Annotated in this window: 22 protein-coding genes; 13 read left to right on the forward strand and 9 right to left on the reverse strand. The window is 45.2% G+C overall.

Annotation, left to right across the window (positions count from 1 at the left end):
- Positions 1-4 precede the first annotated feature (4 nt).
- Both JJ941_RS07570 and pyrR read right to left on the reverse strand, forming a co-directional pair.
- Positions 5-955 (reverse strand): aspartate carbamoyltransferase catalytic subunit, encoded by a 951-nt coding sequence (locus JJ941_RS07570; protein WP_290963408.1) that lies wholly within the window; start codon positions 953-955, stop codon positions 5-7.
- Positions 948-1,499, reverse strand: coding sequence for a bifunctional pyr operon transcriptional regulator/uracil phosphoribosyltransferase PyrR (pyrR, locus tag JJ941_RS07575; protein WP_290963411.1), 552 nt, complete (start codon positions 1,497-1,499; stop codon positions 948-950). The genes JJ941_RS07570 and pyrR overlap by 8 nt, the downstream gene beginning before the upstream one ends.
- A gap of 265 nt (positions 1,500-1,764) precedes the next feature.
- Between pyrR and sucC the strand changes: the two genes are divergently transcribed.
- Both sucC and JJ941_RS07585 read left to right on the forward strand, forming a co-directional pair.
- Positions 1,765-2,970, forward strand: coding sequence for an ADP-forming succinate--CoA ligase subunit beta (gene sucC / locus JJ941_RS07580; protein ID WP_290963414.1), 1,206 nt, complete (start codon positions 1,765-1,767; stop codon positions 2,968-2,970).
- Positions 2,971-3,071: 101 nt separating this feature from the next.
- Positions 3,072-3,443 (forward strand): hypothetical protein, encoded by a 372-nt coding sequence (locus tag JJ941_RS07585; protein ID WP_290963417.1) that lies wholly within the window; start codon positions 3,072-3,074, stop codon positions 3,441-3,443.
- A gap of 4 nt (positions 3,444-3,447) precedes the next feature.
- Here the strand turns inward: JJ941_RS07585 and bshA are convergent, their stop codons facing one another.
- Positions 3,448-4,590 (reverse strand): N-acetyl-alpha-D-glucosaminyl L-malate synthase BshA, encoded by a 1,143-nt coding sequence (gene bshA, locus JJ941_RS07590; protein ID WP_290963420.1) that lies wholly within the window; start codon positions 4,588-4,590, stop codon positions 3,448-3,450.
- A 217-nt stretch (positions 4,591-4,807) separates the two neighbouring features.
- Between bshA and JJ941_RS07595 the strand changes: the two genes are divergently transcribed.
- From JJ941_RS07595 to JJ941_RS07620, 6 genes are all read left to right on the forward strand, one after another.
- Entirely contained in the window at positions 4,808-5,563 is a 756-nt protein-coding gene (locus tag JJ941_RS07595) for a YebC/PmpR family DNA-binding transcriptional regulator (RefSeq protein WP_255134447.1), read from the forward strand.
- A gap of 6 nt (positions 5,564-5,569) precedes the next feature.
- Entirely contained in the window at positions 5,570-6,214 is a 645-nt protein-coding gene (locus tag JJ941_RS07600; RefSeq protein ID WP_290963424.1) for a tetratricopeptide repeat protein, read from the forward strand.
- A gap of 2 nt (positions 6,215-6,216) precedes the next feature.
- Positions 6,217-6,747 (forward strand): hypothetical protein, encoded by a 531-nt coding sequence (locus JJ941_RS07605; RefSeq protein WP_290963427.1) that lies wholly within the window; start codon positions 6,217-6,219, stop codon positions 6,745-6,747.
- The gene (locus JJ941_RS07610) at positions 6,731-8,479 is read left to right on the forward strand and encodes a BatD family protein (RefSeq protein ID WP_290963430.1); all 1,749 of its coding nucleotides are present in this window, start codon (positions 6,731-6,733) and stop codon (positions 8,477-8,479) included. Before JJ941_RS07605 ends, JJ941_RS07610 begins: the two co-directional genes overlap by 17 nt.
- Positions 8,476-9,243, forward strand: a complete 768-nt coding sequence (locus JJ941_RS07615) for an SH3-like domain-containing protein (RefSeq protein ID WP_290963434.1) — start codon at positions 8,476-8,478, stop codon at positions 9,241-9,243. The genes JJ941_RS07610 and JJ941_RS07615 overlap by 4 nt, the downstream gene beginning before the upstream one ends.
- A gap of 103 nt (positions 9,244-9,346) precedes the next feature.
- Positions 9,347-10,720, forward strand: coding sequence for a dipeptidase (locus JJ941_RS07620; protein ID WP_290963436.1), 1,374 nt, complete (start codon positions 9,347-9,349; stop codon positions 10,718-10,720).
- A gap of 176 nt (positions 10,721-10,896) precedes the next feature.
- On the opposite strand, the gene JJ941_RS07625 is transcribed toward JJ941_RS07620, so the two are convergent.
- The 6 genes from JJ941_RS07625 to sucB all read right to left on the reverse strand — a co-directional run bounded on the left by JJ941_RS07625 (position 10,897) and on the right by sucB (position 18,359).
- The gene (locus tag JJ941_RS07625) at positions 10,897-12,381 is read right to left on the reverse strand and encodes a TolC family protein (RefSeq protein ID WP_290963438.1); all 1,485 of its coding nucleotides are present in this window, start codon (positions 12,379-12,381) and stop codon (positions 10,897-10,899) included.
- Positions 12,374-13,744 carry an ABC transporter permease gene (locus tag JJ941_RS07630; protein ID WP_290963441.1) on the reverse strand — a complete coding sequence of 457 codons (1,371 nt, stop codon included), beginning with the start codon at positions 13,742-13,744 and terminating at the stop codon, positions 12,374-12,376. Before JJ941_RS07630 ends, JJ941_RS07625 begins: the two co-directional genes overlap by 8 nt.
- 14 nt (positions 13,745-13,758) lie before the next feature.
- Positions 13,759-15,018, reverse strand: coding sequence for an efflux RND transporter periplasmic adaptor subunit (locus JJ941_RS07635; protein ID WP_255134439.1), 1,260 nt, complete (start codon positions 15,016-15,018; stop codon positions 13,759-13,761).
- Between the two features lie 220 nt (positions 15,019-15,238).
- Positions 15,239-15,664 carry an aspartate 1-decarboxylase gene (gene panD / locus JJ941_RS07640; protein WP_255134438.1) on the reverse strand — a complete coding sequence of 142 codons (426 nt, stop codon included), beginning with the start codon at positions 15,662-15,664 and terminating at the stop codon, positions 15,239-15,241.
- Positions 15,665-15,674: 10 nt separating this feature from the next.
- Positions 15,675-16,526 (reverse strand): pantoate--beta-alanine ligase, encoded by an 852-nt coding sequence (gene panC, locus JJ941_RS07645; RefSeq protein WP_290963445.1) that lies wholly within the window; start codon positions 16,524-16,526, stop codon positions 15,675-15,677.
- Between the two features lie 63 nt (positions 16,527-16,589).
- Positions 16,590-18,359: a 2-oxoglutarate dehydrogenase, E2 component, dihydrolipoamide succinyltransferase gene (sucB, locus tag JJ941_RS07650; RefSeq protein ID WP_290963448.1), complete on the reverse strand. Its 1,770-nt coding sequence runs from the start codon at positions 18,357-18,359 to the stop codon at positions 16,590-16,592.
- A gap of 301 nt (positions 18,360-18,660) precedes the next feature.
- Here sucB and frr point away from each other — a divergent pair, with 301 nt between their 5' ends.
- The 5 genes from frr to JJ941_RS07675 all read left to right on the forward strand — a co-directional run bounded on the left by frr (position 18,661) and on the right by JJ941_RS07675 (position 26,070).
- Complete coding sequence (gene frr, locus JJ941_RS07655) at positions 18,661-19,230, forward strand: ribosome recycling factor (RefSeq protein WP_255134434.1); 570 nt, start codon at positions 18,661-18,663, stop codon at positions 19,228-19,230.
- Positions 19,231-19,266: 36 nt separating this feature from the next.
- Positions 19,267-19,632 carry a four helix bundle protein gene (locus tag JJ941_RS07660; protein WP_255134433.1) on the forward strand — a complete coding sequence of 122 codons (366 nt, stop codon included), beginning with the start codon at positions 19,267-19,269 and terminating at the stop codon, positions 19,630-19,632.
- 44 nt (positions 19,633-19,676) lie between these two features.
- Positions 19,677-23,207 (forward strand): chromosome segregation protein SMC, encoded by a 3,531-nt coding sequence (gene smc, locus JJ941_RS07665; RefSeq protein WP_290963453.1) that lies wholly within the window; start codon positions 19,677-19,679, stop codon positions 23,205-23,207.
- 218 nt (positions 23,208-23,425) lie between these two features.
- Positions 23,426-24,361, forward strand: coding sequence for a tetratricopeptide repeat protein (locus JJ941_RS07670; RefSeq protein WP_290963456.1), 936 nt, complete (start codon positions 23,426-23,428; stop codon positions 24,359-24,361).
- A complete protein-coding gene (locus tag JJ941_RS07675; RefSeq protein ID WP_290963459.1) occupies positions 24,361-26,070 on the forward strand; it encodes an asparagine synthase-related protein in 1,710 nt (569 codons plus the stop codon). Before JJ941_RS07670 ends, JJ941_RS07675 begins: the two co-directional genes overlap by 1 nt.
- The last annotated feature ends 70 nt before the right edge of the window (positions 26,071-26,140 follow it).

Here is a 26,140-nt window from a genome sequence, read left to right on the forward strand (position 1 = left end):
TTAATTAAACTCGGTTCCCACCACTTAATAAATATAAAATTGCCATCCGCACCGCTACTCCGTTGGTTACCTGATCCAGTATAACCGCACGGTCGCTGTCGGCGACATCACTTTCCATTTCCACTCCGCGGTTAACAGGACCGGGGTGCATGATTTTAAACTCGGGATATTTTTCCAGATGAGAAAGTTTAATTCCAAACCGCTCATGGTACTCTCTTGTGGACGGGAAAAACTCCGTACCTGATCCCTGCCGCTCCAGCTGTATGCGCAAGGCCATGGCTATGTCACACCAGGCCAGGGTTTCTTCCAGGTCGTAAGAAACCTCAACGCCCATGTCTCTTACAAATACCGGCATCAGTGTTTTCGGCCCGCATAAAACCACATCGGCTCCCAATTTTTTCAGTCCGATGATATTTGACCTCACCACCCGGCTGTGAGCGATATCCCCGATTATAGCAATTTTCTTGCCTGTCAGATCGGGGTGAATGGTTTGCATGGTGAACATATCCAGCAAAGCCTGGGTGGGATGTTCGTGAGCTCCGTCCCCGGCATTCAATATTGCTGCATCCACACACTTTGTTAGAAAGTGGGGCACTCCCGGACTCTCATGCCGAACCACAACCATATCAATCTTCATGGAGCTGATGTTGCGGATGGTATCTTTTAGCGACTCACCCTTTTTGGTGCTGGATGAACTGGTTGAGAAGTTCACCACATCTGCACCCATTCGTTTTTGGGCAAGCTCAAAAGAAAGACGGGTTCGGGTACTGTTTTCATAGAACAGGTTTACAATAGTCTTATCCCGAAGGGTTGGCACTTTAGGCACCGGGCGATCTAAAATTTCTCTGAAATATTTGGCCTGTTCCAATACATAGCGGATGTCATCTGCTGAGTAGTCGGTAAGCCCCAGCAAGTGCTTTTGTTTGAAGGGATATTCTCCGGAAGGTTTATCCATTCTCAGTTACCTCCACCTCTACTACATACACAGCATCTTCACCGTCTAACTCATTTACTTTTACTCGTACTTCTTCGTTTTCATAGGTGGGAACGTACATTCCCATATAGTCTGCGGCTACCGGCAGCTCCCGATGCCCGCGGTCAATCATACAGCAAAACTTGATGCTTCTCGGGCGTCCATAGGCCATGAGGGCATCCATTGCCGAGCGTACCGTTCGTCCCGTGTATAGCACATCATCAACCAACACAATGTCACGGTCGTATAAATCGAAGGGAATTTCGGTGACTTTAACCTCGGGCATTTTCAGTTTGGAGCGGTAATCATCCCGGTAAAAGGTTACATCCAGCACCCCAAAATCGATGGTTGTATTGAAGGATTTCCTGATTTCTTCCACGATGCGTTTCCCCATGTGGACACCGCGCGTCTGCATTCCTACTATGGCAAGGCGCCCAACATCATCATAGCCTTCCAAAAATTGATGGGCAAACCGCAGGTAAATGCGATCCAGATCTTCGGCCGTCATGATTTGTGCTTTCTTCAAGCGGGGATACCTTCTTTTTTTGAACGCTAAAGTTAGCGTTTGTATGCTGTAAATGCCAAAGGAAAGTATAGAAAGCTCAAATAGGAATATCCGCAATGAAACGCTTTCAATCGGTTACAGCGTTATGATTTAACAATTTTGAAATAAAGTGTAATGTAAAAGGATATCTAATAATACCGGTCGGCTAAAGTCACCTTTCTTTTAGCTCCTAATCTCGGTATTATTGGCACCCGAAAAATCGCTTTTAATACTTAAAAATGTATCCATGAAAATACACGAGTATCAGGCCAAAGAAATTCTTGAAAAATACAATGTCGCCGTTCCGGCCGGAATTGCAACAACTACCGTAGAAGAAACGGTTGAGGCTGCCAAAAAACTGAAAGAAGACGGAGCCTCACTTTTTGTCGTGAAGGCTCAGATCCATGCCGGTGGTCGAGGCAAAGGCCGAACCAAAAAGAATAACGCCAAAGGAGTTGTCCTCTGTAAAAGCATTGATGAGGTTAAAGAAGCAGCTGAATCTTTACTGGGTGATGTGCTCGTGACTATCCAAACCGGTGAAGAAGGGCAGCTGGTGCAGCGCCTGTACGTAACCGATGGTGTTGATATCAAATCCGAGTTCTATCTGGGTATTTTGATGGATCGCGCAGTGAGCAAAAACGTAATCATGGCCTCTACCGAGGGTGGCGTTGAAATTGAAAAGGTAGCCGAAGAAACTCCAGAAAAAATTGTTAAGGAATGGGTTGAGCCGGGAATGGATCTCCAGCCAAATCAGGCACGTCGTATTGCTTTTGCATTAGGGCTTGAAGGAGATGCGCTCAAAAAAGGTATTAAGTTTGTACAGGCATTATACAAGGCCTACGAAGAGACCGATGCCAATATGTTCGAGATTAATCCATTGATTGTAACTCCGGACAACGAGGTTTACGCACTGGATGCCAAGGTGACTTTTGATGACAATGCGCTTTACCGTCATAAGGATCTTGCGGAGCTTAAAGATGAAGCTGAAGAAGATCCTTCGGAACTTGAAGCACAAAAATATGACCTTAACTACATCAAACTGGATGGTAATGTTGGGTGTATGGTAAACGGCGCCGGACTTGCGATGGCAACCATGGATATCATCAAGCTTTCAGGTGGCGAGCCGGCTAACTTCCTGGATGTAGGCGGTGGCGCAAATGTTGAAACCGTTAAGAATGGATTTCGCATTATTCTTGAAGATAAAAATGTGAAGGCGATCCTGATCAATATTTTTGGTGGAATTGTACGTTGTGATCGTGTCGCAAACGGTGTTATCGAAGCGGTAAAAGACCCTGAGATTGCCGAAAAAGTGAAAAATGTACCGATTATTGTACGTCTTCAGGGAACCAATGCAAAAGAAGCCAAAGAAATCATCGACAACAGTGATTTGAATGTGATTTCTGCTGTACTGCTTAAGGAAGCTGCTGAAGAAGTTTCGAAAGTGCTGGCTTAACAGTAGCAGCCGTCAAGAATTAAACAATTCTAAGCCTGATCTGTAAAAAGATCAGGCTTTTTTTATTTATAATGGTTTAACTATCATCTCATACACCGCCTATGAAACCATTTGATATAGAAATAACATCCATTTCAAAAGGACCTGAAGAGCTTACCTATCAGCTTCCGATAAATGCTACCGTTCAGAAGCAGGTGCCCGCTAAAAACCGCTCCGATTATTTTATAGCCGAATTGGAGAACAATGTGTTTTGGGTTGATAAGAAGAAAGACATCAACACGGAAATAAGCCATATTGTAATCTGTACAAAGAAAAAGAGCCAGTTTATAGAGAAGGATATGAAAGAGGTAATCATTGCCATTGCCTACGTTCTGGATGATTCGGTTACCTCAGATAAGACCTTAAATCTTCAAAAGATAAAATATGTAGCGGATGGCACTTGCTCTGCCACCAAAAAGTGGGGGATCTTCTAATTACTTACACGCTATGCAATAGTTTTGCGCTTACGTCTTCGTAGAACCTCTCGTACTCCTCAACCACTACATCCTGATTATATCTCTCGGCTTGCTTTCTGGCGTTGGCAGCCATCCTAGCATGAAGGTCTGCATCAGAAAGAATTTTGACTCCATACTCGGCCATACAGTCCACATCATCCAGGTCACACAGATATCCGGTTTCTCCATGAATATTTACTTCCGGTAGTCCGCCAATATTGGAACTGATTACCGGTACGCTGCAGCTCATGGCTTCCAGTGCGGCAAGTCCAAAGGTTTCCGAGCCGGATGGAATCAAAAACAGGTCAGCGATAGATAGCACATCTTCTACTTGCTCCAGCTTCCCCAGAAAGCGAACATGTTCACAAATTCCCAGGTCACGACATTGTTGTTCGGCTTTTTGCCGGTCAGGGCCATCTCCAACGAGTAATAATTTGGATTCAATACCGGATTCTAAAATCTTGGCAAAAACCGTGATTACCTCCGGTACCCGTTTCACTTTTCTGAAGTTGGAAACATGAACGATTACTTTTTCATCATTCGGACAAATCGCTTTCTTAAAGTGACTTTTATTAGATTTCTTGAAGCGATCCAGGTCAATGAAGTTGGGAATCACTTTTATATCCTGCTTTATGTTGAACCGTTCATAGGTTTCTTTTTTCAGATATTCCGAAACGGCCGTAACGCCATCACTTTTATCAATCGAAAATTCTACTACATGTTTATAACTTGGATCGCTGCCAACCAATGTGATATCCGTTCCGTGAAGAGTGGTAATCACCGGAACATGGCGGGCTTTTTCGGCCATAATTTGCTTGGCTAAATACGCGCTGGTTGCGTGAGGCAGAGCATAATGAACATGCAATAAGTCCAGATCCTGGTACTCAATCAGGTTTACCATTTGCGTTGCCAGGGCAAGATCGTAAGGAGGGTATTCAAATAACGGATAAGAATTGATGGACACCTCGTGGTAGGTAATACCGGTTTCGAAGGTATCGAGTCGGGCCGGCTTGGCATAACTCATCATATGGATATTATGGCCTTTTTTAGCCAGTGTTTTCGCCAATTCAGTAGCTACAACACCACTTCCGCCAAAAGTAGGATAACAGACAATTCCTATATTCATTCCAACAATTAAGGTTACTGGGTTAGATGTATTGAACTCAAAAATACATAAACTATTGCAGTGATTAGCAGCTCAACACAAGGTTTAACAGTTTGGTTTCAAACAAATTGATTTCCCTGTCGCCCAAAAGAAAAAACTATGCAAGCATTTCTTATACAAGCATTCATTTTTGTATATTTATGGATTGTAACAGCATAAAAAACGGCACACAATTCCTATGGCAGGACATTCGAAATGGGCGAACATTCGCCACAAAAAAGCTAAAGAAGACGCTAAGCGTTCTAAGATTTTTACCAAGCACATCAAGGAAATTACCGTAGCTGCCCGCGAAGGCGGCGGTGATGTGGATGGCAACCCCCGCTTATCCCTTGCCATCGAAAATGCCAAAGCCGATAACGTCCCTAAAGACAATATTGAAAGAGCCATTAAACGCGGTACCGGTGAGGATACCGGCGGAGCCAGCTATGAAGAAACCACTTTTGAGGGATACGGCCCCGGAGGCATTGCCTATTTTATCGAAGTCACTACCGATAATAACAACCGAACGGTAAGCGACATCCGCCACATTTTTACCAAACACGGAGGTAATATGGGCACCAATGGTTCCGTTGGTTATATGTTTGAACAAAAAGGTATGATTCAGGTACCTTCTGAAGGACTCGATGATGAGGAGTTTATGCTTGAAGCCATAGACGCCGGTGCTACCGATGTTGATACCGACGATGAAATGTTTGTGGTTTACACAACCCGTGAAGAACTTTTTGAGGTGCGTAATCGTCTTGAAGAGTCCGGGTTTGAAATAGAAAATGCTTCGTTAATACGGGAAGCCGTAACCGAAACTAAAGTAGATGAAGACACGGCCATCTCGAACTTAAAAATGATGGAAAAATTTGAAGAGAATGACGACGTCAACAACGTATTCACCAATATGTTGATGGATGATGAAACCGTTGCTCTCGCTGAAAACCTGTAATATAGAATGATCCGAACGTTTTCATACATAGCGCTTTTATTTTTGCTGACCGCTTCTGCGGTAACAGATGGCCGGGAAGCCAACAAAGCCTATGAGAACGGTGATTATAAGCAAGCGGAACAACTTTATCTTTCTGCGATTGAACAAGACCCTGATAACGCAAAGTTGTATTTCAACCTTGGAAATGCTCAGGCAAAACAAGGAAAAGTGGAAGATGCCATTCAATCTTATATGGAATTCAGAGGTTTGGCGGAATCGCCTGAAGATAAAGCCAAAGCAGAGTATAACATTGGCACCCTGCTTACTCAAGGGCAAAAATGGAAGCCTGCTGCTGCTCATTTCAAAAATGCCCTGAAGTTGAATCCGGATGATTTAGATGCAAAACATAATTACGAACAAGCTCTTGCCAAACAACAAGAGCAGGAAGAAGAACAGGAAGGGCAGGATCAGAATCAACAAAACCAGCCACCACCGGAACCGAGCGAATATGCCTTAGCCATGAAAGAACAAGCTGAGAAACTGGTGGCACAGCGCAAGTATTCCGAGGCGTATAATTTAATGCAACGCGCCCTCGATGCTGATGATACCGTTCGGGCTTTTAACGATTTCATCGAACGAATTAAGAATGTTTCAGATATAGACTCGAATTAACCATGAAGAAACTGATTGCTTTTATTTTTTCCCTTTTGGTTACAACCGCTGTTTTTGCACAATCTCAAACGGCTGAGGATTACTTCCACGGCGGTGCTCAGTCGTTCATACAGTCTGATTTGCAAGCTGCAATCGATCAGGTTCAAACCGGACTTAACCAATATCCGAATAACCCAAAGCTGAATGCCCTGATGCAAAAACTTCAGGAAGAACAGAAAAAGCAGCAACAACAGCAGAACCAGGATCAGCAGCAACAACAAAACCAGCAGAATCAACAACAGCAGGAACAAGAGCAGCAAAATCAGGAAGAGCAGCAGGAACAGGAAAATCAGGAGCAAGAGCAAAGTGAAGGGGAAGAACAGCAGGATCAAGATCCTCAGGAAATGAACCCCGAAGACCTGAACTCTCAGCAAATCAGTAAGGAAGATGCGGAGAAAATCCTGCAGGCCCTGGCCCAGAAAGAGAAAGAATTACTGAAAGAATTCAAGAAGAAAAAATCGGACGGAAGCGCCAAGCATGACAAAGATTGGTAAACGAACTCTTCTTCAATCCTTATTGATGGTTTTTGCCCTGGCTTGTTTTGCCACAAGTCAGGCACAGGATATAAATGTTGAAGCTTCACTCTCTGAGGTCAACATCTATTCCGGTGAACAGGTTAGATTACAGATTACCATTTCAGGTACCAGCATGGGATCGGTTGAGCAACCGGTACTTCCTGAAATTGACGGCCTTCGCTGGCTCAGAGGCAGTACTTCCCGTGGTCAAAAATATTCTCTCGTTAATGGAAGTCCCACCGTTACCTACACGTTCGGATATGCCCTGATTGCCCAAACAGCCGGCAGCTATACCGTTCCGGCCATAACGGTAAACGTAAATAATGAGACCTTTCAAACGGCTCCTATTGATTTTAAAGTACTGGATCCTTCAACCATCAACTCCGGCGATGCAGAACGGGCTCCCAATATTTATGTGCGACTGGAACCGAGCACCATGAACCCCGTTGTGGGGCAGCAAGTGATTGCCGATGTGGTGCTGTACTTCAAAAATGATATTGAGGTTTCTTCCTATCAACCAACACCGGGATGGAAGGCAGAGGGATTCTGGAAAGAAGAACTTGAATACCCACAGCGAGCTCAAACTACTTCGACCATTGTAAATGGCATTCGTTATCAACGAGCGCGATTGATTCAGTATGCTCTTTTCCCTACAAAATCTGGAGAACTGACACTGAGTCCGTTTGAGATTTCCGTGTCGGTTCGAAAACAGCGCAACTCCGATCCTTTTGGCCTGGGCTTTGGGCAGGAGCGGCTTAACATTGAATCTATCCCGGTAACTCTTGATGTACGGCCTCTTCCTGAAGCCCAAAACGCAGAATTTATCGGAGCTGTTGGTGATTTTGAAATCAGCAGGGAAATCTCTCCGAAAAACGCTTTTGTCGGGGAGACCATTGAAATCACTACCCGCATCACCGGAGCCGGGAATGTGCCTCTTGTAAATAAACCGGAATATGCTTTTCCCGAAGAACTTGAAAAGTATAATCCGCAGGAAGGTTCTACTATAGACCGAAGGAATCGCCAAATTTCCGGCACACGGACCTTTACGGATATCATCATTGCGCGGAATGAAGGCACCTTCACTATCCCCGAAACGCGAATTGCCCATTTTAACCCCAACTCCAACCGCTACGAAATTACCCGCTTGCCTGCATTAACCTTTACCGCCAAGCGCGATCCCAATGCAAGCACCGTTGCTCAAAATGATTTACGATTAGACGTTCAACCTATCACTGGTCTGGCCCAGTGGACAACGAGTTCCGGCACCCCACTGCATCAGAAGAGCTGGGTGTGGACGCTCATATTCTTCCCGATATTGCTAACGGCAGCGGCTTATGGATATAAGCAATATCACACTCGCATGAACACAGACACTGCTTTTGCCAGGTCCCGAACGGCTTCTGATACAGCCGCCAAAACCTTAACCAAGGCTGAACAAGCAACAGACATCAAAGAAGGGTATCACCTGATTGAAAAAGCTTTGGTACAGTTTATCACAGATAAACTGAATCTGCCCCCGGCCGGACTTTCACATAAGGATATCACCCGGGAAACAGAGCAGATTGCTGATGCAGAAATCACCGCTGAGCTGAAGCGGTTACTTACCAAGTGCGAAACCATTGCCTACGCTCCCAATGCCACTCAGGAAACCCTCGACTCTGACATTGAAAAGACAAAAGCATTAATCAAAAAAATAGGTAAGCTGGCATGAAGAAACTTTTGCTCTGCTCGGTTTGGCTTTTGTTTTCCTTTACGGCTTCGGTTGCACAGCAATCGCCTCAGGCCACGTTCGATGAAGCCAATACCCTTTTTGAAAATGGGAATCTCACTGAGGCCTTAACACTTTATCGGTCCATCGAACAATTGGGCCATGTTTCAGGAGCCCTTTACCTGAATATGGGGATTGCAGCCGTACAACTCGACTCCCTTGGCCTTGCCAAATTCTATTTCCTGAAAGCAACCGATTTCAATACCACGGCATCACGGGCAGAAACCGCCCTGGATTATGTGAACAGTCAGTTCAGCAGGCAATCAGCTATGCTGCCTAAGTTACCCTGGGATCGGGCGGTACAGTGGATCAATGAGGTGCCAACCGCTGCCGGGTTATTTCTCATAGGATTTATTATCACAACCGCCGGGTTGATCTTGCTATACCTAACCTGGTTCAACAAATTGAGCTTTCAGAATATTTCAAGCTACGTCATCGCATTAGTGATAGCGGGATCAACTTTAGCCGGATTGGCTTTCTATGCCGATTACGTTAATCAGCGGTACGATGCCGCCGTTTTGATTTCTAACTCCCAACGCGTATTGCAGGCCCCAAACCCAGATTCAACGCTGGAAAGTATCGCTTACGAGGGGTACGACCTGACCGTTGATCACTGGAAAAGCGAAGAACAACCTGACTGGCTTTATGTACGGCTCGGCAACGGCCAATACGGCTGGATTCAGGATAACGGAGTAAAAATATTATAAGCCCTCAATCCTCGCAGAAGTTTATACTACGCTTGATTATTTTTACGTATATAGGGGCTTCAAAATTCACACAGACAAAACACAAAATAATTCCTATTTATTAATGAGTACTACTCAAGAGTATATTGATCAGAATAAAGACAAATTTGTTGAAGAGTTATTTGATTTACTGAGAATACCCAGCGTCAGCACCGACTCCAGCAGAAAAGAGGAGATTAAGAAAGCGGCCGGATTTTTAGTCAGCCAGCTCAATAATCTGAACCTTGACACGGTAAAGACCTATGAGACTCCCGGCAACCCGATTGTGTATGCCGAGCACTGCCCTCATGATGATCGACCCACCGTATTAATTTATGGCCACTACGATGTTCAGCCTTCTGATCCTGAAGAGCTCTGGGATACCCCGCCATTTGAACCAACCATTAAAGACGGACTGATTTACGCCCGCGGAGCCAGCGACGATAAAGGCCAGGCTTTTACGCACGTGAAAGCAGTAGAATCTTTTGTAAAAACCGGACAGGAACTTCCTGTGAATGTGAAATTTATTCTGGAAGGAGAAGAAGAAATCGGCTCTCCCAACCTTGTTCCTTTTCTGGAAGAGCACCAGGAGTTACTGGCCTGCGACATGGTCCTTATTTCTGATACGGCCATGTTTGGGGAAGATCAGCCTTCCATTACCTATGGTCTGCGCGGACTGGCATACATGGAAATTGAAGTGGTTGGACCCAACCGCGATCTTCACTCCGGCGTATATGGCGGTGCCGTTGAAAACCCGGCGAATGTATTGTGTGAAATTATTGCCAAACTGAAGGATGAAGATGGAGTAATCCAGATTCCCGGTTTTTATGATGACGTAGTTCCCCTGACAGAAGCGGACCGTGAGGCTTTTGCTCAGCTCCCCTTCGATGAAGAAGAGTACAAGAAGACGCTGGATGTAGAAGCCCTACACGGCGAGAAGGGATATACAACGCTTGAACGATCTTCAGCCCGCCCGACCCTGGATGTAAACGGAATTTGGGGCGGTTACACCAAAGAAGGAGCTAAAACGGTGCTTCCCTCCAAAGCGAACGCCAAAGTTAGCATGCGCCTTGTGCCGGATCAGGATCCGCATAAGATTGCACAGTTGTTCAAAAAGCACGTGGAGTCGCTTGCACCCGATACCGTTAAAGTTACAGTTAATGAGCACCACGGTGGGTTTGCCTCCGTCACCGATCTTGACTTCTATGGCCTCAAAGCCGGGGCGCAGGCATTTGAAGATGTATATGAAACCGAAGCGCTGTTCTCACGCGAAGGTGGGTCCATTCCTATTGTAGCCGACTTCAAACGTGTTCTTGGGGTTGAATCTATCCTGATGGGCTTCGGGCTCACCAGCAATGCTATTCATTCTCCTAATGAGAATTTCTCGCTGAAAGACTTCCATCGGGGAATCAAAACCTCAGCCAGATTTTTAGAATTGCTGCCTGATTACGCTTCGTAAATAAGAAGTTCTTGGTAGCATTTATATTCTCAATGGAACACGGATAACATCGATATAACGGATTAAGGTAATCAATCACTTTATATCCGTGATTATCTGACCTATCCCTATCATCCGTGTTCTATTCCAATTTCTTTTTAGGTAAAAAAGAGTTGGCGAACCGCCATTTTTATGTCCTAAATATCCGTATCTAATACGATGGGCCGGCCTTGCTCAAAGTTATAGAGGGTGAGTCGGCGAAGGTTGTAGTAGCCTGTCCAGTAGTTCCTGAGGGCCTGAATGTAGCTTCGTCGGGCACTGTCCTTTTCATTTTGGGCAATAAACAGGTTTGTTACATCAATCTTACCAATCAGGTAGCGATTCTTGGCTACTTCATACCGCCGGTCAGCAATTACATCTGAAGTCTCTGCCAACTCAACCTGACTGCGAAGCTGTGAAAATTCCCGGACCGTACTGCGAACACTCAGATCAAACTGCAGCTTTTGGTAGGCAATGGTATTAGCCGTTGCTGCCTGCTGATTTCGGGCGGCCTGAATCTCGGCCGTGTTCTTTCCCCAGTTAAAAATGGGAATCTGAAATCCCACAGTAAAAAATTGGCGATTCTGCGGGTCGCTGTACACGTCACTGAAATCTTCCGCCGTTTGGTTCAACCCATAACTTGCCTGTAAAGAAGCTGAAAAACCGGCTTCTTTGCGGGCCTGGTCGTATGATTGATTGGCCTGAATTTCACTCAGCTCAAACTCCAGCGATGTACTGTTATTTTCCCGGGCCAGCTCCAGAGCCTTGTCTACATCAATGTTCAGATTGGGGGCTTCTTCCGGGATAATTACTTCCACTTCAGTTTCATCCGGGATTCCCAGTAACGCCTTGAAGTTTTCTTCTGCTCGCTGAAAGTTCAGGTTGGCTGTGGTTAGGGAGGTCTCTGCATTTCGAAGGGCAAGTTCACTTTGAAGAAGATCGTTTTCTGCAATACTGCCCACCTGGTAACGTCCCTGCGAAATATTATAAATAGAATCGTTGACGGTAACGTTGAACTCGGCCACCTCAACATTAATTTTTGCCAGCAGAAAATCGAAGAAGCTTTGTGTTACATTGAAGGCGAGGTCTTCCATGTCTTCCACATACTGTTTCTGCGCAATTTGATACCGAAGCGGTTCAATCTTATTTCTCCATTTCAGGCTATTGAACTGAAATAACGGCTGGAAGTAGGTTGCTACCAGCGGAGTACTTTGCCAGCGATAAATATTCTCTCCGTTAATTCCCCCATCAAACAAAATAAGCCGGTTGATACCACTCGACAGTGATAAGCGCCCCCCGGTAGGCATGATGTTTTGGTTGATGGAAAGATTCACCGAAGACTGTGACTGGCTTTCTTCCTGATAGGTCGTGGAACCGTCATCCAATCTGTTTGCGGTAATTGCCCGGCTATAGCTTGGGATGTCGCCATCTAAATCGAGGCTGGGAAGTAAATCAGCCCGAAAGGATTTATATCTCCATTTGGCCGAAACCAGCTCGAACGTAGCTGCACGTGCTAATGGACTGTTTTGCTTGGCAATTTCAATGCTTTCTTCAAGGGTTAATGTTCGCTGAGATTGAGCTTCCAGGTCCGAAGAAAAGAAAGCAAGGGCAATAATCAGAAATCCGAAAAAACGTTTATTCATGTCGTAATGCGTGTACAGGGTCGTGTTGAGCGGCTCGTTTGGCGGGGTAGTATCCGAAAACTACACCGATAACAAGTGCTACGCCGAATGAGATGAAAATGGAAATTGGGGTTACAATAGTGGCGATATCTGCGGTTGCTTCGATGGCATAACTGAAAGCCATCCCCAGAATAATTCCGATAAAACCACCGGTAATACTGATCGTCAGAGCCTCAGTGAGAAACTGAAGTTCAATGTCTTTTTTCTGAGCTCCAACGGCCATGCGCACTCCGATCTCACGGTAACGCTCCACCACCGAAGCGAGCATGATATTCATAATGCCAATACCTCCTACAATCAGTGAAATGGATGCAATGGAGGAAAGCACGATGTTAAAAATACGTTTGGTTCGCTGCTCCTGCTGCAATAGCTGTTCAGGAACAATAATCTCGAAATCGACCACATCATTATGCCGGCGCTGTAGCATTCTTGAAATTACATCTGCGATGGTAGCACTATATTTCGTATCCGTAACTTTCACAATGAGTTTATCCAGCTGATTGTAATTTCCATCGCCGGAGTTATTATTCCCTCCTCCTGAGCTGCTGATCATAGCGCCGCCCATAAATATTACAGACCTTCCCCCACTGCTTTGCAGGTCCTTACCAGTAAGTACAGCCCGGTTTTTAAACCTCAGCAGAACTGTTGTTGCCGGAGAATAAATATCCAGGTTAAAATTTCGGATGCCCAGGTTCTCGATGTTTTCTGTAGATACTTCTTTCTTCTCGATAACCCCAACCACGGTGAGCCATAGATGGCCTACCTTAATTTTCTTTCCAATCGGACTTTCACCGGCAAAAAACCGGGTTTTCACATCGTAGCCAATCACACAAACCGGGTCCGCATTCTTGATTTGAAGGTCGCTGAAGTTGCTTCCCTCAACAATGCCCAGGTTCGAGATGCCAAAATAATCTTTATTCACCCCAATGAGTTTCCCCGTCCGAATGCGAGCATCACGGATAAATGTTGTTTCGTACATGATTTCCGGGCTGAGCTTTTCAACCTGGGGGACCAGCTGCTTAATACTTTCAAGGTCTTCCAGGTTTAAGCCCGGAGAGAATTTTTTCTTCTCTTGTTTGGCTGAATTTTCATCACCCACATTTCCTTCGCGCTGCTCTACCACCGGTTGTACGATGACGTTATTAGTCCCCAAAAGCTCCATCTGCTGAAGCACTTCCTGCTGAGCGCCGGTACCTATGGCCAGCATCGCGATTACCGACGAAACGCCAAAAATAATGCCTAATGAAGTTAGAAAAGCCCGCAGTTTATTGCGTTGAATAGCCTCAAGGGCAATATCAAGATTGTAGAGTATTTTCTGCAGCACCGCTCAGTCCTTCTTTAGTTGGATGTGATTTCTTCTTCCAGGTATAATCGCTCAATGCCGGCTGTGTCTTGGGGAACCGACAAATAGATCACATCATCTATGGAAAGCCCGCGATGAACAATCACTTCATTTTCGTTCATAAGTCCGAGCTCAACTTCCTGCATTACCGGAGACAATCCGTCTTTTTTGAAGACAAAACTGGTTGAATCCTGCACGTGAATAGTTTCCAGCGGGATATACATGGCATCAGGCACGCGGTTTACAATTACCCGGTTGCTTGTGGTCATAGCCGGGCGCAAAACACTGTCGGTTTCTGCAATTTCGATGATAACCTCATACACTTTCGAGTCCGAATTGGGTCGTTGTTCCCCGATGTTGGCTACGCTGGTCACGGTTCCGTAAAGATTTTTATCGGGAATGGCATCCAGGCCTATTTCCACGTTTTGGTCTTTCGCTATTTTCTGAACATCGACTTCATTCACATAGGTAATAGACTCCATTACGGAAAAATCAGGAAGTTCAGCAACTGTTGGGTTCCAGGCACTGATATCACTACCCTCCGTCACTTTGCTGCCATCATAGTTTCGTTTGTAGATCACCATTCCCTGGGCCGGGGCTTTTACCGTAAACTGCTGTAGAAGCGACCTGATTTTATTTACTTCGTTTTGCTCTTCCTGCAAATCAGCTTCCACTTCACTCATCTGAGCTTCCGCTTGTTTTACCTTGGTGATGTAATTCTTTTTTTCCTGTGCCAGCTGTCGGCGGGCTTTATCAAGATCAATTTCAGCCTGACGCTGAACGGCCGGGGATTCATATTTGGATTGATCCACAGCAATCTGTCGCTCTTCCAGTGCATATTCCAGGTTAATGAGATTATCACGTGCTTGCGAAAGGGTAAGCGTACTATCCAGAGATACCTGGGTAACCTGAGACTGAGCCTGCTGAAGCTCAAGCATGGCATCCTGTAGGCGACCCGTAATTTCGGATCGGTCCAGCTCGGCCACAAAATCTCCCTCCTTTACGATGGTGCCTTCGGGTATCAGGCGCTGAATTTTCATATTGAATAAACGAATCTCACGTACTCCCTGTGGACCCTTAATTTCAACGGATTGCTTGGCTCGCAACTCCCCGGTAGTGGTAACATCTACTACAAATTCCCCTTTCTTCGGGGTGGTGGTAAGCTCTACGGTTTCGGATGATTCTCCTCCAAAAACAAACCAGGCGATCATGGAAAGCCCAATAATGATACCCGGAATCAAATACTTTTTCTTCATGTGATAACTAATTTAGAAATGAGCACGAATATACCCTTTTTACCTATTGACGAATATACTATGTAAATAGTTTTACAAGTACGCTAATGTATTGATTTTATTATCCTATTTCCTAAATAAAATCTATGATCCGGCTCTCATGCTTCAAAAAGCATCAAAGAAATGGGAAGGAGACGGTTGTAAAGATTGGCTCTCTTGAACAGGTAAATGTAAGCAGAAGCTATTCTTCTACCAGGGTGTTATCAACCAAACCTGTTTCCAGGTCATAGCTTTTCCCCGGCTGGGTGTTATCTAAAATCTCTTTGGGATCATTATTTTCATCTACGATAACAACCCGCGGCTTATGGTCTTTGGCTTCTTCGGGTGTCATTTCTGCATAGCTGATAACGATGATACGATCTCCAACCTGGGTCATTCTTGCAGCAGCTCCGTTCAGGCAGCAAACACGACTTCCTCTTTCGCCAGGAATGGTGTAAGTCTCCAGGCGCGAACCGTTAGTGATATTCAACACCTGCACCTTTTCGTAAGGCAACAGGTTGGCTGCATCCAATAAATCCTGATCGATGGTAATGCTACCTTCGTACATCAGGTTGGCTTCGGTTACCGCCATTTGGTGCAATTTTGATTTAAACATCGTGATTTTCATCGTACTTCACTCAGAGATCTAAAATTATATTATCAATCAGGCGCGTTTTACCTAAATAAGCAGCGCCGGCAAGGATATATGTTGTGCCGGACTCCAATTTTTGAACCGGTTGCATATTATCCATGGAAAACACATTAAGATAATCATTTTTGAAGCCTTTCGCTTCCAGTTCATCCTGTTGATGTTTTAACAATAACTTTGGCTGATCCACTCCATCGCGGATTTGCTTTTCCAAATATTGCAGTGCCCGGTATAAGCCCGGAGCAATTTTCCGCTCCTCATCGCTCAGATAGGCATTTCGGCTGCTGAGGGCAAGCCCGTCGTTTGCGCGTGCTATGGGTGCCGCCACCAATTCAATATCATGATTAAACTCTTCTACCATTCGTGAAAGGATCTGGAACTGCTGAATATCCTTTTGGCCAAAAACAGCAACATCCGGCTCTATGATGTTGAAGAACTTATTTACCACCAGTGCGATTCCTTCAAAAAAACCGGGGCGACTTCCACCATCCATATGTTCATTCAGCTCATCAATGGTGATGCCAAAATACCGTTTCCCGGAACCGTACATGATTTCGTCGTTTGGGGTGAAGACCACTGAAACCCCTTCCTCTTCACAAGCTTTCAGGTCTTTCTCCATTTGACGCGGGTAGCTGTCAAAATCCTCATTCGGACCAAACTGAGTCGGGTTCACATAAATTGAAACGACTACTTCATCGGCTTTTTTCTTGGCGAGGCGCATTAAGGACAGATGCCCTTCATGCAGTGCACCCATGGTAGGTACAAAAGCAATGGTTTTGCCGGCAGCTTTCAATTCAGCTACACCGGAACGAATATCCGATATGGAAGAAACTTGTTTCATATTCAAATAAAAAGAGACGCCTGTGTGGGGGCGTCTCCGAATGTAGGAAATGAAAAATACATGCTATACAGTACGGTCGGTGTCGAAGTCTTCCAGAATCTCTTTAATACGATTCAGGAAAGCACCACCATGGGCACCGTCAATTATACGGTGATCGTAACTCATAGAGAGGTACATCATATGGCGGATTGCGATTACATCCCCGGCATCGGTTTCCATTACAACCGGTCGCTTCTCAATTGCTCCCGTTCCGATAATGGCTACCTGAGGCTGGTTAATAATGGGCGTTCCCATCAGGTTACCCACACTTCCGTAGTTAGTGAGGGTGATGGTTCCGCCCACTAAATCATCCGGACTTAATTTCTTGCTTCGGGCTTTTTCAGCTACCTCATTTACAGAGTTCGCCAGGCCAACCAGGTTTTTCTCCTGTGCTTTTTTGATGACAGGCACAATTAACCCGCCTTCGCCGCCGGTTCCAAGCGCTACCGCCAGGCCAAAGTTGATGTCTTTTTTAAGGTGAATTTCATCATCTACAACCGAGCTGTTAATAAGCGGAAACTCCAGCATAGCATTAATAATAGACTCTACAAAAAGTGGAGTGAAGGTAAGCTTGGTTCCTGTTTTCTCCTGGAACTTAACTTTATTCGCATTTCTCCATCTTACCATGTTGGTTACATCCACTTCAGCAAAAGTGGTTACATGCGCCGAAGTTTGCTTGGATCGAACCATGTGTTCGGCAATCATCTTGCGCATTCGGTCCATCTTGATCACTTCTACATCACCGGATGGAGAATGCTTCACGTCCAGCTGGCCGGCAGAAATAGAACCATCGGAAGATTTTGAACCTGATGAAGGCTTGCTGAGTCCTGCAGAAGCAGCTTGTTTCTGCTGAGCCGGCGCGGACACTTTCCCGGCTTTTCGGTCTTCAACATATGCGAGAATATCTTTCTTGGAAACGCGTCCGCCCTGACCGGAACCATCGATGTTTTCCAGCTCTTCCTGGCTGATTCCTTCCTCTTTGGCGATGGAGCGAACCAGTGGAGAATAAAAACGTCCGTCACTGCCCACACGCTGTGGCTCAGAGCCGCCGGAGGTACCATTTGTTGCCGCTGCCGGTTGAGCTTCCTGCTTCTGTTCAGCTTTAGTTTCTTTTTTCTCTTCCTTCTTAGGAGCGGACTTACTTGAACCGGAACTTGCGGATGCTCCTTCTCCGGTTGCGATAACAGCTATTGTCTGCCCCACTTCGATCGTATCATTTTCTTCAGCGAAAATTTCGACGAGGGTGCCTGCTGCCGGGGAAGGGACTTCACTGTCAACTTTATCAGTAGAAATCTCAAGCAGGGTTTCATCTTCCTCAACTTTGTCGCCAACCTGCTTAGACCATCCGATTACAGTGGCTTCTACAACCGACTCTCCCATTTGAGGCATCTGCACTTCGATGCGCTCACCTTCGTCACCACCGCCGGATGAAGCAGCGGGAGTTTCTTCCTGAGTTTCCGTTTCTTCCTGGGCTTCGGCTTCCTGCGTTTCTTCCTGTGCCGTTTCTTCGGCTTCATCAGATCCACCCGAGGATACGTCGCCGGCAGCATCTTTATCCGTTTCGATAATGGCGATCGGTTTGCCTACTTCAATTACATCTCCTTCTTCAGCAAGTACTTCCACAAGTACGCCTGCTTCGGGTGAGGGCACTTCTGTATCCACCTTATCGGTGGCTACTTCCAGCAGAGTTTCGTCCACTTCAACCGTGTCGCCAACGCTCTTGGCCCACTCTATAACTGTGCCTTCCATTACCGATTCGCCCATTTGGGGCATAACCACTTCTACCTTCGCCATAAATTCTTTTGTTTTACTGCCTGTAAGGCGGTTTTAAGGAAAATTAAACGGACTCTAAAGTTCAGGATAATTCCAATTAGTTCAAAATAAGTATCGTTCATTTAAAAATGAGAAAAGCGCTTTTTCAGCAGCTGCATACATCTTGATTATTTTATACCTGTTATATTTTACTTCACCCTGAGAATATTTCATCATTGAAAGTTCGTTATTCACTGTTCAATGTTCTTTCGGTTTGTCCTCAGTTCTGATTTTATTAACTTCGCAAAGTTAGTCAATCAGCATAAATAAAAGTCTTGGCCTTATGATATCGGAAGAATTACAGGAAATCATCGATGAAGCTGAAATCAACATGGATGAAGCCACCGCTTACTTCAAAAAGGAACTTTCTCACGTACGTGCCGGAAAAGCCAATCCTGCTCTGCTTGAAGGCATTAAAGTTGAATATTACGGTTCACAAACACCACTTCAGCAGCTGGCCAATGTAAGCGCCCCGGAAGCCCGGCTTCTGGTTGTTCAGCCTTATGATAAATCCAGCATGGAAGACATCGAGAAAGCCATTATGTCGGCCGGACTCGGGCTGAACCCCAACAATGACGGCGAACGCATTTTGATTCCGCTTCCTGTACTCACTGAAGAACGACGTAAAGAGCTGGTTAAGCACTCTAAAGATATTGCTGAAAAAGCGAAAATCAGTATCCGTAACACCCGCCGGGACGCCAACGACGCCATCAAGAAAAAAGTAGAGAGCGAATCCCTTTCCGAAGACTCCAAGTACGAGGCCGAAGATGAAGTGCAAAGCCTCACCGATAAATACACCGCCAAAGTTGACGAACTCCTCGAGAAAAAAGAAAAAGAAATAATGACGGTTTAACGAGACTCGGGATGCGAGTTTCGCGTTGCGGGATTTATGAAAAGTTATACAGACTTAGAGGTTTATCAGCTTGCTTATGAATTAGCTATTGAAATTCATAAGATGTCTATGAAGTTACCTAAGTACGAGCTTTACGAACAGGGAAGCCAAATAAGAAGATCATCAAAAAGCATAAAAGACAACATAGCTGAAGGTTTCGGAAGAAGGCGTTATAAAGATGAATTTGTTCGATTCTTGATTTTTGCTCATTCTTCCTGCGATGAAACCATTTCACAACTAAACATGATCAGTGACATACACTTTTCTAAAGAACCATTGACTGGTTTGATTAATAAATATGATACTTTAGGCCGAAAATTGAACAGCTTTATCAAATATGTTGAAACAAGCTGGCAAACTTAAAACATACAATCCGCAACTCGTAACACACAGCCCGCAACCCATAAATGTATATATCCGAACTTGATCTTCAGGGATTTAAAAGCTTTGCTCACAAAACAAAAGTGAAGTTTGACAGTGGGATTACCTCTATCGTAGGCCCCAATGGCTGTGGTAAATCCAATATTGTAGATGCCCTGAGATGGGTTCTGGGTGAGCAGCGCCCTTCTTTGCTGCGTTCCTCGGCCATGTCGAATGTGATTTTTAACGGAACCGCTCAAAAGAAAGCTCTGGGGATGGCTGAGGTTTCGCTGACTTTTGTAAATGACAAAGGCATCCTCCCTATCGAATACAGTGAGGTAACCATTACCCGAAGGTTGTATCGCTCGGGAGACAGTGAGTACCTGATCAACAATACCTCCTGCCGGCTTAAGGATATTATGGAGTTGTTCATGGATACCGGGATGGGCTCAGATGCCTATTCGGTGATTGAGTTGAAGATGGTTGAGGAAATCCTGAACGACAAGAACAACGACCGCCGCCGCTTGTTTGAAGAGGCCGCCGGAGTTACCAAATACAAAGATCAGCGTAAAAAGACGATTCGAAAGCTGGAATCGACCCGCAAGGATTTACAGCGGGTTGATGACCTGCTGGTTGAGCTCCGCAAAAAAGCCCGCTCGCTCGAAATTCAGGCCGAAAAGGCAGAGAAAGCCAAGGTTTATAAGGATGAACTCGAGATTAAAGACAAAGCGGTAACGCTGCACGAGTTCAACAAAATTAAAACTGAGCTGGAGCCTCTGCAGGAACGCATTACCAATGCGGATAAGGAAAAGAAGGATATCAATAAGTCGATGGAGGAGCTGGAAGAGGCTGATGAAAAAGCCCGGGCAGAACTCATCGAAAAGGAAAAACAGCAAGCCGAAGCCCAGCGCCGGGTTAGCCAGTTGCATAATGCCATTCGCGAGGCAGACACTAACCTTCGCATCACCAAAGAGAAAATTGAGAACGAAAAGAAGGTGATAGCCGAATATGCCAAAGACATTGAGCAGGGCAAAAAGGACTTAAAGGAACTGAATGAGCTGCTTGATTCGAGCCGGAAGAAGCTGGAATCGTTTGATGATGACCTGGAGAAGTCGGAGAAGGCCCTCGAGGATTCCAAAAAGAAATACGGTCAGATTCAGCAGCAGTACAATCGCGAACGGTCTGAGTTGTATGAAATTGAGGTTCAGATCAGCGCCACAAATAATGAGCTGAATCAGCTTCAAACCAAGCGCATCAAAATTGAAAGCCGCCTGGAAAATACCGAAGGTGACCTGGAGCGCATCAACGATGAGATTGTGGATCTGAATGATGAGATCGACAACATGAACGGCGAGCAGGGACTGATTGAGAAAAAGCTTGAGACGCTGGTTGTTGAACGGGATGAGCTGGAAGAGGAATTAGAATCGGCCCGTGAGAAACGAGAGCAATTTGCCGAAAAGCAGAACGAGATTAAAGACGAGCTCCGTACCCTTCAGAGTAAAAAAGAGTCGCTGGAGTCTGAGATCCGGCTGATGAACGACCTCGCCAGCTCGAACGAAGCTTTTCCGGGAAGTGTAAAATACCTGATTGAAAATCACCGGTTCGACTTTAAGGATATGACCACGGTCTCTGAGATTTTCAATACCGATGAAAAACACGCTGTTGCCCTTGAAGCCGTTTTGGGTGATGTACTGAATTTCGTGGTTGTTAAAACCCTGGATGAAGCCAGGCGAGCGGCTAAAATCCTGAAAGAAAATGATAAAGGACGCGCCACCTTCATTCCGCTCGACCAGCTTTCAGCCACTTACCCTGTTAAAGATGGTAGCTTGTTTGATGAGGTGAAGTCTAAACGGGAATACTCGGCGCTGAAGCAACTACTGTTGGGTAATGCCAAAGTTTTTGATTCAGTTGAAGACGCTTATTCCGCCACCAAAAAAGATAATGAACTGGTAGGGGTTACTTTTGAGGGTGAAGTGGTTACCAATTCCCGCTTTTTCCAGAGTGGAAGCAAGAGCAAAAATGCCGGAATTCGTGTTGGGCTGAAAGACAAAATTGAGAAGCTCGAAAAAGAAGAGGCCAAGACCACCAAAGAAATCTCCAAGCTGGAAGATTACCTGCAACAGATTGTTGAGAAATACGAGAAGCTGGATATAGGCGAGCTCAGCAAATCATTGAAGGAAAAAGAGCAGGAAGTCCGCCGGCTGGAACAGCAGCAACACAGCCTGAGCTCAAAAATTCAGGTATATCAGAAGAATATCGGGGAGTTGGTTAACCGTAAAGACAACCTGAAAAGCAGCGAAGGCACCGCCCAAGAAGAACTCGATTCCATTCAGCCCAAGCAAAAGGAACTGCAGCAGAAAATGCTGGAGCTGGATGAACAACAGCAGGAAAAGAAAGACCTGCTCGAAACGCTGGAAGACGAGCGGTCAATTGCTCAAAGCCGTTATAACGACACGCAGCTTAAACATCAGGACCTTCGCAACAAAGTGGAGAACCTGGAAAAAGAAGTTCAGCGGGCAGAGACCGGAATTGAGAATGTAGAGAAGCGGATCAAAAACCGAACCTCTATGACCGAAGAGAGTAAGGAGGAAATCGATACGCTGAGTGCCCGCATTAAAGAGCTGCAATCCAGCATTGAAAAGAATGCCGAGGCTAAGAAAAAAGCTGATGAAGAGTTGGAGAAAGCGGAAGAGGCAGCCGCCAAACAGCGCGGAAAAATCAACGAAATTGAGAAAGAGCTGAAGGAAGTCCGCCGCCGCAAAGAGGTGAACATGGAGCTGGTGCATCACCTGGATATGGCCCGGGAAAAAATGGAAATGCAAAGCCAGGCTTTATCAGACCATATCTGGGAAACCTATGGCATCCTGATGAAGCAGATTGAACGTGCTGAAATGCCTGAAGACAAGACCCCCGAGGAAGTGAAGGAGCGAATCAGCTGGCTTAAGCAGAAGCTGAATAGTATAGGGGAAGTGAACCCACTGGCGATTGAAGAATATAAAGAGGAGAAAGAGCGGCTGGATTTCTACGAAGAACAAATTCAGGATTTGGAAGAAGCCGAAGAACAGCTGCTCGAAACCATCGATGAGATTAACGAAACGGCTACCGAGCGCTTCAATAAGACCTTTGAACGAATACGGGTAAACTTTCAGAAAGTATTCAAAACCCTGTTTGAAGCCGATGATTATTGTGATCTTCTTATTGAGCAGGATGTGGAAGATCCGCTGGAAGCCCGTATCGAAATTAAGGCACAGCCTCGCGGTAAGCGACCATCCGGTATTTCACAGCTCTCCGGTGGGGAGAAAACGCTGACCGCCATCGCCCTACTTTTTGCCATTTACCTGGTGAAGCCTTCGCCGTTTTGTGTATTGGATGAGGTGGACGCTCCGCTTGATGACGCCAACATCGAACGTTTTGCCAAAATGATCAAAGAATTCAGTGAAGACACTCAGTTTATCATCATTACCCACAACAAAAAGACGATGAGCAAAGCCGAGATGATGTACGGGGTTACGATGCCAACTACAGGTGTCAGTCGTTTGGTGGGTGTGAAGCTGGACGAAGTGGAAGATGTGCTATAGAACATTGAACAAGGAACATTCAACATTGAATGTTGAAGTTTAGTTGGTTTGCAGCAGATTGCTGATCCTAATTCCAAACCTAACTCCGATCACTAATTCTAACTCCATGCCTCGCTCCGATCGCTCTGCGTCGGAGCGAATTTTCGCCAGGTTCTTTAAAAATGCTTCCAAAACAATATATTCCCGTCATCATCATTTCCTGAATTAACCAAATAGTTATGAAGTCTCTCATTCCGGTTTTTCTGATTTTATCATTTCTTCTAATTTCCTGTCAGCCCGAAAAAAAGCAACCGGATTTTGAGTCTCTCCCAATTTCGGTTCAAACCATTTCTTTATTGGGCGATACATTGAAGACCGACATTCAGGCTATTCCCCAGCGATATTTAATTCGGATTGATTCGCTGAGTAAGTTGACTTATCAGGAAGACCGGATGGTGGATCACATGATTGGGGAAGCCCGAAAAACTGCCTATGCCGGAGATTACCGCCAGGCCGTTCAGCTTTTTACCGATGCCATTAACCAATTTCCTGATAAACCGAGATTGTACCGGCACCGCGGGCACAGATACATCACTCTCCGGGCTTTTGACTTAGCCATCGATGATTTTCAGCGAGCTGCAAAACTTTTTGAAGGTCAGCCCGATATCACTGAAAAAGATGGCTTACCCAATGAGCAAAACATTCCGCTCAGCACTCTTCAAACCAATACCTGGTATCACTTAGGGTTAGCTCATTATCTGAAAGGAGAATACGATCAGGCTAACCTGGCTTACGAAAATGGACTTCAGGTTTCCGATAATACAGATATGCGTGTGGCTTTTTTATACTGGAAGTATATGACCCTAAGGAAATTAGGCCGGGATGCGAAAGCCGGGGCATTACTCGAGCAAGTTTCACCGGATATGGAACTGATTGAAAACACCAGTTATCACGAATTGTTGATGGTATTCAAAGGTGTGTTTTCTCCGGATGAAATCATCACCGAAGAGAACTCCGAACTTGATAATGCTACATTGGGTTACGGGCTTGGTTTCTGGCACCATATTAACGGCAGGGGAGAAAGAGCCAAAGAAATCTGGCAGGGAGTATATGAAGTCGGCAACTGGGCTGCCTTCGGGTACATTGCCAGCGAGGCTGAGTTGGCGCAAAGTTAATGGGTTGGTTTATTGGCATAGCAGGTCGTAACCAATCACTAAAGAATTCTATTCTTTCTCTTACTTCAAGCAATGACTTTAATGTAGAGTCTGAGTCCTTTTTCTTGCTTGCCGGAGGTCATCATCAAACCACTCATTACCAATTGGATGAAGATCAGAAGGCAGGATGGGTAGCATCCGGTATCGGCATTTCGACCTGTGAAGAGCCTAAGTTGTACGATTTAGATGATTGGGATCAGGCCATTGGGAAAGGAGTTAATCATCTTCATCAAATTAATGGTCATTTTTCGGTCTGCCGGTGGAATGATCAGACGGCCGAATTGATCACCGACCAGCTGGGAATCCGGAATGTGTTTATTCACCCGGCAAATGATTTTGTCCTGTTTTCTACCAGGCTCGACTGGATTAAAAAACTTATTCCACACACCACCATCGATTGGGAAAAATTTGGAAGCCGCTGGCTGGCCATTAACCAGTTTTCTAACGGTAGTTTTATACAGGGTGTTGAACGTATTTCTCAGGGTGGGCATGCAACCATAACCCCAGAAGGAGTATCGGTTTCAAATCAAAGGTGGAATTATAATCAAAGGGAAGTCGGACCTCAAAGCTTCATGAATGCTTTGTCGAATTTTAGCACTCTGCCTTTAAAACATGGGCAACCTCTCTCTTTAGGACTTTCAGGTGGGCTGGACTCACGAACCCTTTTTGCTATCCTTCTTCAGCAATCAAATTCAAATTGGACCACACATACCTTTGGCGAAGCAAGCCACCCGGATTTAAAAACCGCAACTTTATTAAACGGTTTTTATAACAAAGAACATTACGTTTTTGAGGAAAGGATTCCTGAAGCCAAAGAAATCGAAGACCTACTTCCTGATTTTATCGGGCAAACTATGTTAACATCAACCCCTTCACATTTTGTAGGATTTCAAGCATATAAGAAAATTCAGGATTTAGGTTTTTCAGTAATAGATGGAGGTTTTGGAGAAATAGCCAGGCGCCGCTTCATGAACAACATTCTCTTAAGATCCAAAACCGCCTTACTAAAAAAAGACATATCGGCCTTGATTCCCTTTTTGCGGCTGGATCGGTCTGACATCTTTACTGAAGAATGCAATAACTCGATGATTTCAGGTTTGGGAGAGGAACTTGAGGAAGAAATCGATGCCATGCCGGATATCACTGAAATCGGTATAGAAAACTGGCTGGACTTATTTACTGTTAGGACCCGAGTACCAAATGCGGCAGGTCCTGAGCAAGCTCGCTCTGATAATGAGCTGCTTAATTACATGCCTTTTTTACAGCCCGATTTAATCGAGTTGGCTCTTAGTTTACCCGTTAAGGACCGTAAGAATGCACGAATTTTTCGAACTTTTATTAAAAGAAACACTCCAAAACTCCAGAGCGCCCCTCTCATAAAAGGAGATTACTCCTATCCATATTGGATGAAAGACTATACCTCAGCAATTTGGATGAGGTTAAAACAAAAGTTTGGGATGAAGTATGAAAGCCCGCAAACCATTGACTTCCTGATGACTATGGAAGAATACATCCGAGACCTTCATAACTCTAAATCAGCTAAAGAGTTTTCAGCCTACGACCATAGAAAAATCGATCAATTGATAACCGGCTTTTATGATAATAAGAATAATGACTTAGCCCATCAGCTTAATTGGTGGCTGGCATTTGAGGTTTTTCGCCAGATTTAGAACTCCCATCATGCCCTTAAAGTGTGAACATATTTAGGTGCTAACGTAAATCAAAGCGTACTTCACGTTA

Source organism: Gracilimonas sp. (genome assembly GCF_017641085.1).
In the GTDB taxonomy this organism is placed as follows: domain Bacteria; phylum Bacteroidota; class Rhodothermia; order Balneolales; family Balneolaceae; genus Gracilimonas.